The sequence below is a fragment of the Pseudochelatococcus contaminans genome, assembly GCF_014195635.1.
GTDB classification, from domain to species: domain Bacteria; phylum Pseudomonadota; class Alphaproteobacteria; order Rhizobiales; family Beijerinckiaceae; genus Pseudochelatococcus; species Pseudochelatococcus contaminans.
In genome coordinates, this window is sequence record NZ_JACICC010000004.1 from 412,653 (window position 1) to 428,127 (window position 15,475).

The 15,475-nt window shown below is 61.5% G+C and carries 16 protein-coding genes and 1 pseudogene; 12 read left to right on the forward strand and 5 right to left on the reverse strand.

What is annotated here, in order from left to right:
* The first annotated feature begins 61 nt into the window (after positions 1 to 61).
* Entirely contained in the window at positions 62 to 472 is a 411-nt protein-coding gene (locus tag FHS81_RS10465; protein ID WP_183752675.1) for an NADH:ubiquinone oxidoreductase subunit NDUFA12, read from the forward strand.
* A gap of 133 nt (positions 473 to 605) precedes the next feature.
* Positions 606 to 1,112, forward strand: coding sequence for a DUF2155 domain-containing protein (locus FHS81_RS10470; protein WP_246374967.1), 507 nt, complete (start codon positions 606 to 608; stop codon positions 1,110 to 1,112).
* A gap of 53 nt (positions 1,113 to 1,165) precedes the next feature.
* Here the strand turns inward: FHS81_RS10470 and aat are convergent, their stop codons facing one another.
* Both aat and FHS81_RS10480 read right to left on the reverse strand, forming a co-directional pair.
* A complete protein-coding gene (gene aat / locus FHS81_RS10475) occupies positions 1,166 to 1,810 on the reverse strand; it encodes a leucyl/phenylalanyl-tRNA--protein transferase (protein ID WP_281374461.1) in 645 nt (214 codons plus the stop codon).
* A 109-nt stretch (positions 1,811 to 1,919) separates the two neighbouring features.
* Positions 1,920 to 2,897: an EamA family transporter gene (locus tag FHS81_RS10480; RefSeq protein ID WP_183752679.1), complete on the reverse strand. Its 978-nt coding sequence runs from the start codon at positions 2,895 to 2,897 to the stop codon at positions 1,920 to 1,922.
* A gap of 383 nt (positions 2,898 to 3,280) precedes the next feature.
* On the opposite strand from FHS81_RS10480, the gene FHS81_RS10485 reads away from it, so the two are divergent.
* The 7 genes from FHS81_RS10485 (at position 3,281) to msrB (ending at position 9,743) form a co-directional block, all read left to right on the forward strand.
* Entirely contained in the window at positions 3,281 to 4,246 is a 966-nt protein-coding gene (locus FHS81_RS10485) for a UDP-2,3-diacylglucosamine diphosphatase (RefSeq protein WP_183752681.1), read from the forward strand.
* Positions 4,246 to 5,280, forward strand: a complete 1,035-nt coding sequence (locus tag FHS81_RS10490) for a glycosyltransferase (RefSeq protein ID WP_183752683.1) — start codon at positions 4,246 to 4,248, stop codon at positions 5,278 to 5,280. The genes FHS81_RS10485 and FHS81_RS10490 overlap by 1 nt, the downstream gene beginning before the upstream one ends.
* A 178-nt stretch (positions 5,281 to 5,458) precedes the next feature.
* Positions 5,459 to 6,607, forward strand: coding sequence for an MlaE family ABC transporter permease (locus FHS81_RS10495; protein WP_183752685.1), 1,149 nt, complete (start codon positions 5,459 to 5,461; stop codon positions 6,605 to 6,607).
* Between the two features lie 7 nt (positions 6,608 to 6,614).
* The gene (locus FHS81_RS10500; protein WP_183752687.1) at positions 6,615 to 7,478 is read left to right on the forward strand and encodes an ABC transporter ATP-binding protein; all 864 of its coding nucleotides are present in this window, start codon (positions 6,615 to 6,617) and stop codon (positions 7,476 to 7,478) included.
* A 5-nt stretch (positions 7,479 to 7,483) separates the two neighbouring features.
* Positions 7,484 to 8,599, forward strand: a complete 1,116-nt coding sequence (locus FHS81_RS10505) for an MlaD family protein (protein WP_183752689.1) — start codon at positions 7,484 to 7,486, stop codon at positions 8,597 to 8,599.
* Between the two features lie 39 nt (positions 8,600 to 8,638).
* Positions 8,639 to 9,232 carry an ABC-type transport auxiliary lipoprotein family protein gene (locus FHS81_RS10510; protein WP_183752691.1) on the forward strand — a complete coding sequence of 198 codons (594 nt, stop codon included), beginning with the start codon at positions 8,639 to 8,641 and terminating at the stop codon, positions 9,230 to 9,232.
* 88 nt (positions 9,233 to 9,320) lie between these two features.
* Positions 9,321 to 9,743 (forward strand): peptide-methionine (R)-S-oxide reductase MsrB, encoded by a 423-nt coding sequence (msrB, locus tag FHS81_RS10515; protein WP_183752693.1) that lies wholly within the window; start codon positions 9,321 to 9,323, stop codon positions 9,741 to 9,743.
* Between the two features lie 49 nt (positions 9,744 to 9,792).
* Here msrB and FHS81_RS10520 read toward each other — a convergent pair.
* Both FHS81_RS10520 and FHS81_RS10525 read right to left on the reverse strand, forming a co-directional pair.
* Positions 9,793 to 10,227, reverse strand: a pseudogene (locus FHS81_RS10520) (DUF1284 domain-containing protein); the annotation flags it as partial.
* Positions 10,224 to 10,820, reverse strand: a complete 597-nt coding sequence (locus tag FHS81_RS10525; RefSeq protein ID WP_183752697.1) for a biotin transporter BioY — start codon at positions 10,818 to 10,820, stop codon at positions 10,224 to 10,226. The gene FHS81_RS10525 and the pseudogene FHS81_RS10520, both read right to left, overlap by 4 nt.
* Positions 10,821 to 10,997: 177 nt before the next feature.
* Here FHS81_RS10525 and FHS81_RS10530 point away from each other — a divergent pair, with 177 nt between their 5' ends.
* Positions 10,998 to 11,321, forward strand: a complete 324-nt coding sequence (locus tag FHS81_RS10530; RefSeq protein WP_183752699.1) for a YnfA family protein — start codon at positions 10,998 to 11,000, stop codon at positions 11,319 to 11,321.
* A 25-nt stretch (positions 11,322 to 11,346) separates the two neighbouring features.
* Here the strand turns inward: FHS81_RS10530 and argE are convergent, their stop codons facing one another.
* Entirely contained in the window at positions 11,347 to 12,528 is a 1,182-nt protein-coding gene (gene argE, locus FHS81_RS10535; protein WP_183752701.1) for an acetylornithine deacetylase, read from the reverse strand.
* Between the two features lie 266 nt (positions 12,529 to 12,794).
* On the opposite strand from argE, the gene FHS81_RS10540 reads away from it, so the two are divergent.
* Both FHS81_RS10540 and cysP read left to right on the forward strand, forming a co-directional pair.
* Positions 12,795 to 13,922 (forward strand): 2'-deoxycytidine 5'-triphosphate deaminase, encoded by a 1,128-nt coding sequence (locus FHS81_RS10540; RefSeq protein ID WP_183752703.1) that lies wholly within the window; start codon positions 12,795 to 12,797, stop codon positions 13,920 to 13,922.
* Between the two features lie 152 nt (positions 13,923 to 14,074).
* Positions 14,075 to 15,100, forward strand: a complete 1,026-nt coding sequence (cysP, locus tag FHS81_RS10545) for a thiosulfate ABC transporter substrate-binding protein CysP (protein ID WP_183752705.1) — start codon at positions 14,075 to 14,077, stop codon at positions 15,098 to 15,100.
* The last annotated feature ends 375 nt before the right edge of the window (positions 15,101 to 15,475 follow it).

Sequence of the window (15,475 nt, forward strand, 5' to 3'; positions counted from 1 at the left end):
CCATCGCGGGCGCAACGGTCGGGTGCAACCCGGCGTGGAACGTGGCAATCGGGACCAGCCAATGAAAGATTTCCTGCTGCGCGTCTTTACCTGGTGGAACGGCGCAACCTTCGGCACCCTGCGGACCACGCGCCTTCATGGCGAACTCGTGGGTGAAGATCAGTACGGCAATCGCTATTATCGCACGCGTGGCGGCAAAATAGATCCGACCGTCGGCGTCCAGCGCCGCTGGGTGATCTATAATGGCTATGCCGAGGCCTCGACCATTCCTCCCGGCTGGAACGGCTGGCTGCATAATACGGTCGACGTAGCCCCGAGCGAGGAAAACTACGTGCCGAAGGAATGGGAGCTGCCGCATCAGCCCAATCTCACTGGTACGCCCGCAGCATATCGTCCGCAGGGCTCGACTCTGTCCACGGGACATCGCCCACCAGCCACAGGTGATTACGAGGCGTGGGTTCCCGGCAATTGATCGGGCGGCGTCCCATGCACGAAATCCTCTTATGCGCACAATCATGAAAGCCCGCAGGCAGCCAGAGCGCTCTCTGGCTCCGGCCATGTTCATTGCAGCGATCGTCTGTTTCGGCGTCGCGTCGCCTGTGGCCATGGCACAGCAGCCGATCAAGAATCCGATCGCCGTTTTCAATGGTCTGGACAAGATCACCGGGCGAATCGTCTCTTTTGAAGTCGGCATTGATGAAACCGTTCAGTTCGGCTCGCTTCAGCTCACACCCCGTGCCTGCCACACGCGTCCGGCAACGGAAACGCCGAACACCACGGCTTTTCTGGAAGTGGATGAAGTCGGTGTCGAGGGCAAGCCAACGCGACTGTTCACTGGCTGGGTTTTCGCTGCAAGCCCCGGCCTGCACGGCATCGAGCATCCAGTCTACGACATATGGCTGACGGACTGCGCACGCACGGGTGCTCCCGTGCAAACTCTGGCGCCCAGCGCGGAAAGCGATGGCGAAACGCCGGCGGGCCAGCCAGCCCCTGATGCACCACCTCTGCCCCCAAGGCGTCCGGATTTTCCCGCGACAATCCCGCAGAACATGTTACCGCCGCCAGGCGAACCCCTGCCGCAAGACCCGCTGTTCTCGCCGTTGGCCAACTAACGCGCCGGATGTTCTGATAGAATCAGAATAAGCGCTCTGAGCGCTTTCCGGGCTTATTTCGCATCCTGTGGAAAGGAGTCTGCCAGCGCCGCCAGCACTTCCGCGCCGCTTGAACGTTTTTCGCGCAGCCAGCGCCACCACTCGGCGGTAACGTCCATCGCCTCTGCCAGCAGCTTCGTGTAATCGCGGCGCGGAATAGCGATTGCGCCGAAGCTGGCAAGGTGCGGGGTAACGAACTGGGTATCAAGAAGCTGATACCCCCCTGCCCGCAACCTTGCGACGAGATGCACAAGCGCAACCTTTGAGGCATCGCGATCCCGGTGGAACATACTCTCACCGAAAAATGCGCCGCCCAGTTCCAAACCATAGAGACCGCCCACCAGCCGATCATCGCGCCATGCCTCGACCGTGTGGCATATGCCCCTGTCGAACAGCTCGCCATAAAGCTCACGGATGCGGCGGTTGATCCAGGTATCCTCGCGCCCTTCGGTGATGGCGGCGCATCCGGCAATGACAGCCTCGAAATCCGTATCGATCCGAATCTCGAACCTGTCACTGGCAACGGTGCGCGCCAGACGGGACGTGATATGAAACTCATCCAAGGGAATGATGCCACGCTCGCGCGGCTCTACCCAGAAAAGGCCATCGTCTTCCGCACTTTCCGCCATCGGAAACAAGCCCGCCGCATAGGCGCGCAAGAGGATTTCTGGCGTTATGGACCTATCGGGCAAACGGGCAAATCTCTTCTGTTTATTGTATCAAGCGGCCTATCGTCGATCTCACGTTTCCGCTTGATCGACGACCAAATCAAACCGGCGGACGGGTGGAATTGGCTTCAAGCGCGGGCGCCGGGACAGCCACCGTGCTGATGGCATCCGCCGCCTGATCCACCGTTTCGTGGCGGTGGTGCATGGTCGCCCGCTCACGCCACAGCACGAACATGCCGGCCGCGATCACGATGGCTCCGCCGATGAAAACCGGCGTCTCGGGCCAGTCGTTAAACGCCAGCCAACCGATCATACAAGCCCACAACATGGTGGAATACTCGAACGGCGCAAGCATCGAGGCGTCGCCATAGCGGAAACTCATGGTCAGCACAATCTGCCCGACACCGCCGAGAATACCGATGCCGACAAGCACGGCAGCCTCCTCCACTGTGGGCATGACCCACCCGGCAGGAATGCTCAGAAGCGATAGCGCCGAGGTGATAATCGCCAGATAGAAGATGATCGCGCCGGTGGTTTCGGTGCTGACGAGGCGGCGAATTTGCACGATGGCGCCAGCCGTTACGAACGCACCAGCCAGAGCAATCATGATGCCGATGGTGGACGCGCCTCCCATCAGCAGCCCGCCTCCGGACAGATGCGGCAGCAGCATGACCAGCACACCGAGAAAACCGACGCCCGTGCCGATCCACCGGCAGCCCTGCACCTTCTCTTTCAGCAGCACCGCCGCCAGGATCACGAGGATCAGAGGCGAGGTATAGCCGAGGATGACGGCATCCATCAGCGGCAGATAGGCAAGTGCGAGAAAGCCGAGGAACATGCTGGAGCTTGACATCACGCTACGCCGGAAATGCCCGGTGAGATTACGCGTGCGCAATGCGCCAAGGATGTTTCCCTGCAGCGCGAGCCACACCATGAGCGGCAGCAGCATGAAAAAGCAGCGGAAGAACACGATCTCGCCAACGGGCACACGATCGCTGACGTATTTCACGCCCGCCCCCATTACGGTAAAGGCGAGCGCGGACAAAAGCTTCAGAGAGATTGCGAGCGGGGGATTCACGGCAAAACACCATAAGCTGCCGCAGCCGGATCTGTTCCGCAGTCGGAGCCTTGTTGTGAAGATACGCCGCTATCACGCGCGTTTGAATGGCTTTTCCGGCATTGCTGACATGCGTTTGCAGCGCCGCCACTGCCTTCGTAAGGACACAGACGGTGAAAGGATGGCGATTATCAACAACGCATCGCGAGTCGCGAGGGTGGAATCGCAGCCGCGGACGATAGCTCTGCGCCCGGCCCGGAGCGTCATATTTGCCTGAAAATGGCGGCATTGACGCCACGCATTCACTTTTACGCAGCCGCCTGCGCCTTACCCGCACCTAAAAAAAAGCTCGTCATCAAAATGCAATGGGAATAAGCTTTCGATAGGTCATCTTATGACAAGTGATGGGTAGCTCGGTGTCTAAAGAACCAGATGTCATCCGCGTCAGAACCCTTTTCCTGTCCGATTTCCATCTCGGGACAAAGGGCTGTCAGGCCGATCTGCTGATCGACTTTTTGCGTCACTATGAAGCCGATACGATTTATCTCGTCGGGGATATCGTTGACGGCTGGCGGCTGAAATCGGGCTGGTACTGGCCCCAGACGCACAACGACGTCGTCCAGAAACTGCTGCGCAAGGTGCGCAAGGGCACGCATATCATTTACCTGCCCGGCAACCATGACGAGTTCCTGCGCGACTATGTCGGTAGCAACTTCGGCGGCATCGAAATTCTGGATCACGCAATTCACGAGGGCGCGGACGGCAATCGCTACCTCGTCATCCACGGCGACCAGTTCGATATGGTCGTGCGGCATGCCCGCTGGCTCGCCTTCCTCGGCGACTGGGCCTATGGCGCGGCGCTGGCGACGAACACTTACGTCAACATCGTGCGCCGGAAGATGGGCCTCACCTACTGGTCGCTGTCGGCCTGGGCGAAGCTCAAGGTCAAGAATGCCGTCAACTTCATCGGCCGCTTCGAGGAAATGCTCTCCACGGAAGCCCAGCGGTTTGACGTGCAGGGCGTGATCTGCGGCCATATTCATCACGCCGCGCTGCACGACAAGTTCGGGGTGCGCTACATCAACACCGGCGACTGGGTGGAATCCTGCACGGCGGTTGTCGAGCATTACGACGGCAATTTCGAAATCCTCCGCTGGACCGACCGTCAGGTCGATGTTTCGTCCGAACGCCGTGCGGAGCGCAAGCGCGGCAAAGGTCAGACTGTAGACGCCCAGCCTGAGGCTGTTCCCGCTCTCCCCTCACCCGTGCTGGCGGAAGACGATGTCACCGCCGATGCCGGAACCTGCGCTGGCGATTCCGCTGCCACCGAGTCCGGCACCCGCACCTCCAACGCAAGACAGGCAGCCTGATGCGTGTTCTGATCGCGACAGATGCATGGCGTCCCCAGGTCAACGGCGTGGTCCGCTCTCTGGAGCATCTGGCGCGTGAAGCGCCGGCGCTCGATGCGGAGATCCATTTCCTCACGCCCGACGCTTTCCGCACCATGCCGATGCCGACCTACAAGGAAATCCGGCTGGCTCTTGCGATGCCGTGGCATGTGCGCCGGATTATCGATCAGGTGAAGCCGGATTTCATCCACATCGCCACCGAAGGCCCCATCGGCCTGTCGGCGCGCCATGTCTGCCTGGCGGACAAGCACACGTTCACGACGAGTTATCACACGCGCTTTCCGGAATACATCGCCGCCCGCGCGCCGGTGCCGGAACGCTGGTCTTACGCCGCGATCCGCCGGTTCCATAATGCCGGCGCGGCGACGATGGTCAGCTCACCAACGCTCGAAAGCGATCTGGCGGCGCGGGGCTTCCGTAATCTGGTACGCTGGTCGCGCGGTGTGGATGCGCACGTGTTCTATCCGCGAGCCGAAAAGCCGCTTAATTTCCCCGGCCCGGTCTTTCTGTATGTCGGACGCGTCTCGGTGGAGAAGAACATTGAGACTTTTCTGGCGACGGATCTGCCCGGCAGCAAGGTCATCGTCGGCGATGGCCCGGCGCGCGCGCAGCTTGCCGCCCGCTATCCGGATGCACACTTCCTCGGCGTGAAAACGGGCGAGGAACTGGCGGCTGTCTATGCCTCCGCCGATGTTTTCGTATTCCCAAGCGTTACCGACACGTTCGGCATCGTGCTTCTGGAAGCACTGGCCAGCGGCTTGCCGATTGCAGCCTTCCCGGTGATGGGTCCCGTCGATGTGGTCGGGGATAGCGGCACCGGCGTTCTGGACAAGGATCTGCGCACCGCCGCGCTTGCCGCGCTGGATATTCCGCGAGACCTCTGCCGCGCCCACGCCCTGACCTTCAGCTGGGAGGCAAGTGCACGCCAGTTTCTGGACAATATTCGGCGCGTTCAGTCTCCGCTCAACGCAGTTGTGACCGGCATCGCCGCCTGAAACATCATCGCCCACAGGCAGATGCGTCGTGCGCTCTCGACAGGCGGGAGGTTTGCCTGTATTGAATGTCTCGGATAAGTGTCGGTACGGGCTGGCATTCCAAGCAATTTGACTATTCTGATCAGCCTGGCCATTTCGAGCATTCCATGCTCCCGCGCGACGGTTTGAAGAACGCCTGATGACAACGGACCCGAACGTCGCGAGCCCGAACGTTTCCTTCGAGGAGACACCAGCCGGACGAACGGCCGTCATCACTGGCGACTGGACCTCTCCTGATTCCAGCGAAGTCGAGCAGCAGGCAGCGGTGCTGACGCAGGCGCTGAAGCAAGGCCGTAGCGGATGCGCGGCGATCGACATCGGTCGCATCGGCAAGCTTGACACCGTCGGCGCATGGGTTCTCGACCGCGCGCGCCAGGATGCCGGCGCGGGCGATATACCGTTCGAGAACGCGCGCGACGAGCATCAGCTTCTGCTTAAAACAGTCTATTACCGCAACATCGAAACCACCGAACCGCCCCGCACGTGGCAGGTCGTGGATTTGTTGGTCAATGTCGGCAAAAGTGTCGTTGATTTTGGCAAGGAGCTGGCGCACGGCACCAGCTTTCTCGGTGAGGTCGTCGCCGGCATCGCACGGTTGCTGATCAGGCCGTGGCGCTTCCGCCTTCCCGCCTTCATCAACCAGATCGAGCAAACGACCTTCCGCAGCGTGCCCATCATCGTGCTGATCTCGTTTCTGGTCGGCTGTATCGTGGCGCAGCAGGGTATTTTTCAGATGCAGCGTTTCGGGGCGGCGATCTTCGTCGTTGACCTGACGGGCATTCTGGTGCTGCGTGAACTTGGCGTGCTGCTGTCCGCTATCATGATCGCCGGCCGTTCCGGCAGCGCCTTCACCGCCGAGCTTGGCTCAATGAAGATGCAGGAGGAGATCGATGCGCTGCGCGTCATGGGTCTCGATCCGGTTGAAGTCCTGATTGTGCCAAGAGTGCTGGCGCTGCTCATCGGCCTGCCCATGCTGGCGTTTCTCGCCTCGATGGCCGCGTTGCTGGGCGGCGGCATTGTGGCATGGATCTATGGCGGCATCACGCCTGACATTTTCCTCTCGCGCCTCAAGTCGGCGATTGATTTTTCCACCTTCATGGTCGGGATCATCAAAGCGCCGTTCATGGCGCTGGTCATCGGCGTCATTGCGTCACGCGAGGGTATGGCGGTGGGCGGCTCGGCCGAGTCGCTGGGCCGGCAGGTGACATCGGCGGTCGTGAAGTCCATCTTCATGGTCATTGTCATGGACGGTCTCTTCGCGATCTTTTTCGCGGCGATCAACTTCTGAGGCATCCATGCAGCAGTCGCCCGAACATACCAGCGCACCCTCACCGGAGAAAAAGCGCGAGGTCGTCATCAGCGTCCGTAACCTCGAAGTGGGTTTCGGCTCCAAGACGATCATGAAGGGGCTGAATCTCGACATCTACAAGGGTGAGATTCTGGGCTTCGTCGGCGGCTCGGGCACGGGAAAGTCCGTGCTCACGCGCACCATTCTCGGCCTCGTGCAGAAGCGTGCCGGCACGATTGAGGCTTTCGGTTACGACATCGACAAGATTCCCGAAACGCAGCACCGTTTGCTGGAGCGGCGCTGGGGCGTGCTGTTTCAGCAGGGTGCGTTGTTCTCTTCCCTCACGGTGAAGCAGAACGTGCAAATGCCGATGCGGGAATATCTCAAGATGTCGGATCGGTTGCTTGACGAAATCGCCATGATGAAGATCGAAATGGCGGGCCTCAACCCGGATGCCGCCGACAAGTTTCCCTCTGATCTGTCCGGCGGCATGATCAAGCGCGCAGCGTTGGCGCGGGCGCTGGCGCTCGATCCCGAGATCGTGTTTCTCGACGAGCCGACCTCTGGTCTCGACCCGATCGGCGCCGCCGACTTCGACGATCTGATCGCCACGTTGCAGAAGACTTTGGGACTGACCGTTTTCATGGTAACCCATGATCTGGACAGTCTTTACTCGGTGTGCGACCGCATAGCCGCGCTGGGCAACGGCCATATTCTGGCCGAGGGGCCTATCGAGACGATGCTGGCGTCGGACGATCCATGGATACGCGCCTACTTCCATGGCAAGCGTGCGCGGGCCGTGGCGGGCGAGCCCATGCGGGCAGGTGAAGAAGAACAGGGTAAGGCCATGCAGACAGGAACCGAGCGGTAGATACGATGGAAACACGTGCCAACTACGCCCTGATCGGCCTGTTCACGCTTGCGGTCATCTTTGCCGGATTTGTGTTCGTTTACTGGTTCTCCGGAGCCAACACCGCCTCCATGCGGGAAAACTACCGCATCATTTTCACGGGTTCGGTCGCCGGCCTCACGCGCGGATCGCAGGTTCTCTTCAACGGTATCCCGGTCGGTGACGTCGTCAACGTGCATCTGCTGCCGGACGATCCGCGCCACGTGGTGGCCATCGCCTCCATCGACCGTTCGACACCGATCAAGCAAGACACCCGCGCCCAGCTCGAATTTCAGGTCGTGACCGGCATCGCCTCCATCCAGCTTTCCGGCGGCGCACCGGATGCGCCGCAGCTTGAAGCGGCTGCCGGACAGCCGCTGCCGACCATTTACGGTGAGCGGTCCGATTTCCAGGACATGCTCGACACCATCCAGACGCTGGCCACACGGGCCACGGGAATGATGGAAGAGTTGCAGCAGCTTGTGCACCAATCGCGCGATCCCATCGTCAACACCATTCGCAATGTCGAGAAGTTTTCCGAAGCGCTGGGCCAGAACTCCGACAAGATCGGCTCATTGCTGGCCAATTCCGGCGAGTTGGCCTCCAGCCTGACCGAGCTGACCGGCAATGTGGATTCGCTGGTGAGGGCTGTCAGCCCTGAGCGGGTCGACAAGATCGTGTCCAATGTCGACAACTTCACCGGCACGCTGGGCGATTCCAGCGACGAGGTGCGGCAAATCCTCGCCAACACAGCGGAGCTGACGAACAAGCTGCGCGTGGCCGCCGATGGCGTCGGCGGTGTGCTGGACCAGATGAAGAACTTCCTGTCGTCCAGCAACGGCGAGAGCGCTTTCGAGCAGGTTGCGCGTGCGGCCGAGTCCATCCGCGTGCTGGCCGACAATCTGGACCAGCGCACGGCCCAGATTACTGCCGGCATCAACAGCTTCGCCGGGCCGGGCCTGCGTGAATATCAGGCACTGGCGCTGCAAGGCCAGAAGGCACTGGCGCAGCTGACGCGGCTGCTTCAGGATGTGCAGCGCAACCCGCAGCAGTTCCTGTTCGGCAACCGTCCTCCGCTGCCGCAATATCAGGGACAGCGCTGACACATGTCACACCATCGCCACCCAACGGGAGAGAGCGCTTTGATCGCCACACCACGTTCGCCCGCGCGCTTGCTGATATTGGCGCCCGCGATGCTGGCTCTTGTCGCGCTCTCAGGCTGCGGCACGCGGCCGGTGACAACCTTCGACCTGACCTCGCGCACCAGTGCACAGACACCGGCACAGCGCGCCGGCGAAGCGTTGACCATCGTTGAGCCGGTCGCCCTGCAAAGCCTAGACGGCACCACGCTTGTCGTGCGCGGACAGGCCGGCGAGCTGACCATGATCAGCAACGCCCAGTGGGCCGACAGGCTTCCCCGGCTGGTGCAAACACGGATCGTGCGGGCGCTTGAAGATTCAGGCCGGCTTGGCCGCATCGCTCGCCCGGGCGATGGCATCGTCACCGCGCGCCAGCTCAACACTGAACTGCGCCAGTTCAACGTGGACAGCGCCTCCGGGATGGCAGTCGTCGAAATCTCTGCCCGCGTGGTGGATAGCCTGACCGGCAGGGTCGTGCGGGCGCGGATATTCACTGCCCGCGTTCCGGTCAGCGGCGGCGTCAACGGCGCCACCGCCGCGGTTGCGCTCGACGCCGCTCTGGCCGAAGTGCTCACCGATCTCGTGAACTGGGCGTAATCAGCACCAAACCAGCAGCGCGGCGCTTTGACAACGCCGCCTGTCATGCCCATCTGAATGAAGATGAAACTTTCAGGGAGCATGATTCATGACACGCCCCGTGCCCGGCATCTGCGGTGTTCTGACGCCCGATCAATATGCCGTTTTACGTGAACACGGCACCGAACGCCCGTTTTCCAGCGCGCTCAACGATGAGAAACGCACCGGACATTTTGCCTGCGCGGATTGCGGCACGGTGCTGTTCGAGTCGTCAACGAAATACGAAAGCGGCTCCGGCTGGCCCAGCTTCTGGGACATCGTTCCGGGCGCTGTTGGCGTGCAGGAGGATGACTCGCACGGCATGCGGCGGATTGAGGTGCATTGCAACACCTGTCAGGGCCACCTCGGCCATGTGTTTCCTGATGGCCCGCCCCCCACGGGGCTGCGCTACTGCATCAACGGACTGGCGTTGAATTTCGTGCCGCAGGGGCTGGACGGCGCGAGCGATCCCGGATCTGCCGCAGACCGTTAACGCGCTGTTCGCTGACATCCGCGTGAGTGCGATCCATGTGCGCCGCCTTCATGGCAAGTCGCACCCCCGGATAACCATCTCCGGCAATGGTGGTGCAGAGGGATGCCCATTCGCATCCCTCGCAGGCGCGGCGCATGTCACCCTCACCGACGGACGCCGCCATAAAGCCGTTGCGCAGATGGGCAACCATCGTCGATGTCAGGCAGAAACGCCCGCCGACCTGCAATACGGACCCCAGAAACCCACCGACGGCTGCAAGCGCATCCCGGTCGCGTTGCCGGACGGTCTCGGAAGGGCAATGCGCGCCGCAGTCCGAGACCAACGGCGCGCATATATCATCAGGCCCCTCTACCAGCAGGATGTCCTCGCCCTCGGCAAGCCGACCGGCAATGCGGTCAAAGTTCTTGCTGAAGGCAGGCGTATATCCTTTGCCGACGTAAGTCAGCATGCACAGCAGATGGTGACCGCGCAGGCGGACGGTCAATTGGCGGCCTTGCGCGCCTGAACGCGGACGATACCCGCCAGCACCGTCGCCGACAGACCGGACTTCAGCGCCGCGCCAACGAGGAACGGCACCACACCGGCCAGAATTGCGCGCTCAACGCCGACAATCGTTGCAAGCCATGCGCCGCCCACCGTGAGGCAAAGCAGATTGGCTGCAAGCGCCGCAGCGAAGGCGAGCCAGGGGCGCTGGCCATTCCAGCCGCGTTCTGCAAGCCAACCCGTGAGCGCCGCCATGACGGGGAACGTCAGAAGATAGCCAGCCGTGGGCCCGGCAAAGACGATGAAACCCGAGGTGCCATTGGCGAACACCGGCAGGCCCATCGCGCCTTCCGCCATCCACGCCAGCACGGTAACCGCGCCCAGACGCCAGCCATAAAGTGCGCCGATCAGGGTGACGGCAAAGGTCTGCATCGTGATCGGCACCGGCAGCATCGGCACGGTGATGTAGGACGACAGGGCCAGCAGGGCCGTGCCGGCAATGACGGCGGCGATGCGCAGCGCCAGCGTGCGCTCCTGCAACCGCAGCGGGCTGAATGATGGGGCGGAGATCCCTGCCGACAAAGCTCCCGACATGTTATTGTCCTTTCCTGCGCGCCGCTCCGGCGCATTATCAACGGCTTTCTCCCTGCGGCTGTTTGGCGGACGGCCGCATATTCGATATTGCCCGCTTATAGCAGCCTTTGCACGCCATTCCATCATCTTCGCACTCGTTTATGCCCATGCATAACGCCCAGCACCGGGACACGCAGCATGCCGAAAATCGCACTGATCTATGTTGGCGCCGCAGTGGCGGAAATCGCCGGTTGCTTCGCCTTCTGGGCCTGGCTGCGACTGGGAAAAAGCGTGTGGTGGCTGGTGCCGGGCATGCTGTCGCTCGCGGCATTCGCCTGGCTGCTGACATTCGTTGACAGCGAAGCGGCAGGGCGCGCCTACGCAACCTATGGCGGCGTCTACATCGTCAGTTCGCTGGTGTGGCTGTGGGCCGTCGAGGGTATGCGCCCCGACCGTTGGGATATCACCGGCGCGGTGGTGTGCCTTGCCGGCGCCATCATTATCCTTGCCGGCCCGCGATGAGGCAGATTACCCCACGGTCAGTTGATCAGTCCGCTCGCAAGGCGCTTCGCGACAAGTCGGATGCGAGCTGTCGCAGGCAAGCCTCTCCCGCCGCCAGTTCCTCCAGCGTGATATATTCATCGGCCTTGTGAGCGCGGTCGATGGAGCCCGGGCCGCAGACCACCGTGGGGATACCGGCGTTGGCAAAGTGCCCGGCCTCGGTACCGTAAGCGACTGTCACGGTGCGGTTTCGGCCGGCGAGCTTGAGCATCAGCGTCCGCGCCAGCGGGTCTGTCGATGGCGCCAGCGCCGGGACGAGCCCGTCCATAACGGTCTCGACCCGATAACCGCTGAAGGTACGCCGGAAGCGCGGCAATATGTGTTCGCCCACGAACGCCTCAAGCCGCGCCGGGATTTCGTTGGGGGGAAGGTCAGGCAACCCGCGCACCTCCCACAGGACAGAGGCCTCACTTGCCAGAATATTGCGCGCCACACCGCCGTTGATATGCCCGACATGAATCGTGCTGAACGGCGGGTCGAAACGCCCGGATTCATCGCCGCGCGCTTCGTATTCCAGCGAAAGCCTGTCAAGCTCGGCAGCGATCAGCACCGCGCCGTGAACGGCGCTGGCGCCCAGCCCCGGATTAGACGAGTGCGCCGATGCACCCGACACCGTCGTCGTATACATCGCGATGCTTTTATGCGCATCGGCCACCTCAAGCCCGGTCGGCTCACCAACAATAACTGCGACAGGCAGCGGCAGGTCGTGGCCGAAGCGGCGAATGCCATCGACCACACCAAGACAGGACACTTCCTCGTCGTAGGAGAAAAACAGGTGGATCGGCGTTTTAAGCCCTGCCGCGACAAAATCCGGCACAGCAGCAAGCACCAGCGCGCAAAATCCCTTCATGTCGACCGCGCCCCGGCCATAGGCGCGCCCGTCCCGCACCGTCAGCCGGAACGGATCGCTGCTCCATGGCTGCCCCTCGACCGGCACCACATCGGTATGGCCGGAGAGCACCACCCCACCCCTGTCCGCCAGGCCGATGGTGGCGAACAGCGCCGCCTTCCGGCCCGTCTCATCGGGAATGCGCACGCTCGCCACGCCCCAGCCAGCGAGGTATTCCGCGATGAAATCGATGAGGTCGAGGTTCGACTCCGAGCTGATGGTATTGAAACCCACAAGCCGTGCCAGAAGCTCAAGGGAACTGAGACGCTGACCGCTCATGGTCACTCCGATCAGGTTTTGACGCCGCCGGCCGCACCGGGCCGGCTCATATGAACTGCGAGAAGCTTGAATTCCAGCAAACTTGCGGCGATACGGCCTATCGCCGCCGCCAAGGCCATGATAGGCCGCGTGACTGACGGAATCCACATGCAGGACACAACAATGTATGGTGTGTCAGGCACATATCCAGACGGTTCATCCCGGTGGCCCGTGCGGCGCCGCCGTTTCGGGATTTTCCGGCTTTCGAGGCAGTCCAGAGGCAGTTCATGAGCGCCATCCTCCCCGGTATCCAGTCCGCCGAATCGATCCACGCGCTTGCGCAGGCCGGCATCGTGACGTTCGCGACCCCCCCTGTCGCAGGACAGGTGCAACCGGCCAGCCTCGATCTGCGCCTCGGCCGGCGCGCGTGGCGTGTGCGCGCCAGCTTCCTGCCGGGGCAGAACGCTGACGTCGCCAGCCGCCTGAACACACTTGCCCTCCATGAGATCGACCTCACCCGTGGCGCGGTGTTCGAATCGGGATGCGTCTATATCGCCGAGTTGCAGGAAAGCGTCGCCCTACCGCAAGGGCTGTCCGCCTCGTGCAACCCAAAAAGCTCGACAGGCCGCCTCGATGTTTTCACCCGCGTCATTACCGACCGCTCCCGTGAGTTCGACGCGGTCGAGGCCGGATACCGCGGAGCGCTCTATGCCGAGATATCGCCGCGCACCTTCCCGGTTCTCGTGCGCACCGGCTCCCGGTTGTCGCAAATCCGTTTCCGTGCGGGTGCAAGCCGCCTCAGCGATACGGAACTGGCCGTCCTGCACCAGGCTGAGCAGGTCGTTGTCGGCGGCGGCATATCCATTCAGGGCGGCGTTGCCGTCAGTGTGGATCTGGCAGGGTTCGACGGCGGTGGCGGCCAGCGGCTTGTCGGCTATCGCGCCAAGCGTCATACCGGATTGGTCGACGTGGACCGTGTCGATGCCTATGCAGTGTCCGACTTTTGGGAGCCGCTGGCAGCGGACGGGCGCGGGCAGCTCATCCTCGATCCCGGTCAGTTCTACATCCTCGCGTCGAAAGAGGCTGTTCATGTGCCGCCGGATTTCGCCGCCGAAATGGTGCCCTTCGACCCGCTGGTGGGCGAATTCCGCGTGCATTACGCTGGCTTCTTCGATCCCGGATTCGGTCACGCCGCAGCCGGAGGCGCTGGCGCGCGGGCTGTGCTGGAAGTGCGCTCACGCGATGTGCCCTTCCTCATCGAAGATGGGCAAATCGTCGGCCGGCTCGTCTATGAGCGCATGGCACAGCGCCCGCACACGCTTTATGGCGCGGACGCCGGCTCCAATTATCAGGCGCAGGGGCTGAAGCTTTCCAAGCATTTCCACAGCGTTACTTTGCCGGCAGCAGCCATATAATACAGATAATTTTCGTTGATTTGGATATTTATCCGATTTTGAACGATAAAAGTTGACTGGCCTGCCATACGGTGTGAATTATATTCGGACTGGCCGATATCGGCTTGGCGAGATGGTCCTGAAGACTGTCCCGGCCCGGAAAGGATTTGCACATGAAATGGTTTGGGGGATTGGCCATTGCCGCGCTCGTGGCGCTTTCTGGACCGGCAGCGGCCCAGCAGGCACCCGCGGGCGACAAGCCGCCGGTGGAACTGCTGAACGCATCTTATGATATCGCGCGCGAGCTTTTTGCCGCGATCAACCCGGTTTTTATTGAAGAATGGAAGGCCAAAACGGGCCAGGACGTATCCATCAAGCAGTCCCACGCCGGTTCTTCGGCACAGGCACGCGCTATTCTGGAAGGTCTTCAGGCGGATGTCGTGACCTTCAACCAGGCCACCGACATACAGATTTTGCATGATCGCGGCGATCTGGTCGCCGCTGATTGGCAAGAGCGCCTGCCGAATAACGCGTCACCATTTTACTCATTCCCCGCCTTCCTTGTGCGCGAGGGCAACCCCAAAGGCATCAAGGATTGGTCGGATCTGGCGCGCGAGGGCGTGCAGCCCATCTTCCCCAACCCCAAAACGTCCGGCAATGCGCGCTACACGTATCTCGCCGCCTATGCAGCGCTGCTTGAGCATCACAAAGGCGATGTCGACAAGGTCCATGAAGATATCAAGCGCATCTTCGCGAATGTCCCGGTTTTCGACACCGGAGGACGCGGCGCGACGACCTCGTTCGTGGAGCGCGGCCTCGGCGATGTGTTGATCACGTTCGAATCCGAGGTCAATGGCGTGCGCCGCGAGTATGGCGACAAGGGTTATGAGGTCGTTGTGCCGCCGGTGAGCATTCTGGCCGAATTCCCGGTGAGCGTGGTGGATAAGGTGGCGGCCACAAAGGGCACCACGGAAACCGCAAACGGCTATCTCGAATTTCTCTATAGCGAGAAGGGACAGGAAATTCTCTCCGACTTCTTCTATCGCGTGCACGATCCGGAGGTGATCGCGCGTCACAAGGATCGGTTCCCCGAAATCCGCCTGCTCAAGGTCGAGGATGTTTTCGGCGGCTGGAAAAACGTGACGGACGAGCATTTCGCCGCCGGCAAAACGCTGGACACACTCTTCGCCCGGAAATAACGCAGTTCCGGCGATTCTCGACATAGCCAGAATGATCCATGAATGGCCGCTTGCATCATGCAGGCGGCCATTTTTTATGCTTTCACCCTGCGGTTCGGTACGCCACAAGGCATGATGCTCATCATTCAGCAAAAATAACACATTGATAAAAAGCCATAATCTCTGACACCACCTTCTACGGCGGGAGGAAGACAAATTTGGGCTTGCTTTTTTGAACTAGTCTAATTTATATTCATTCCAATGAACGCGCAGAGCTATCGCAAAGCGCGGAAGGTAGACCGGAATGAGGCCAATCGGGAGGCCATTCTGATTCTGCCAGTCGAGGGGAATTCGCCTTCAGGCGTCACCCTTTCGAGCACAGATTTTGGCACTTGC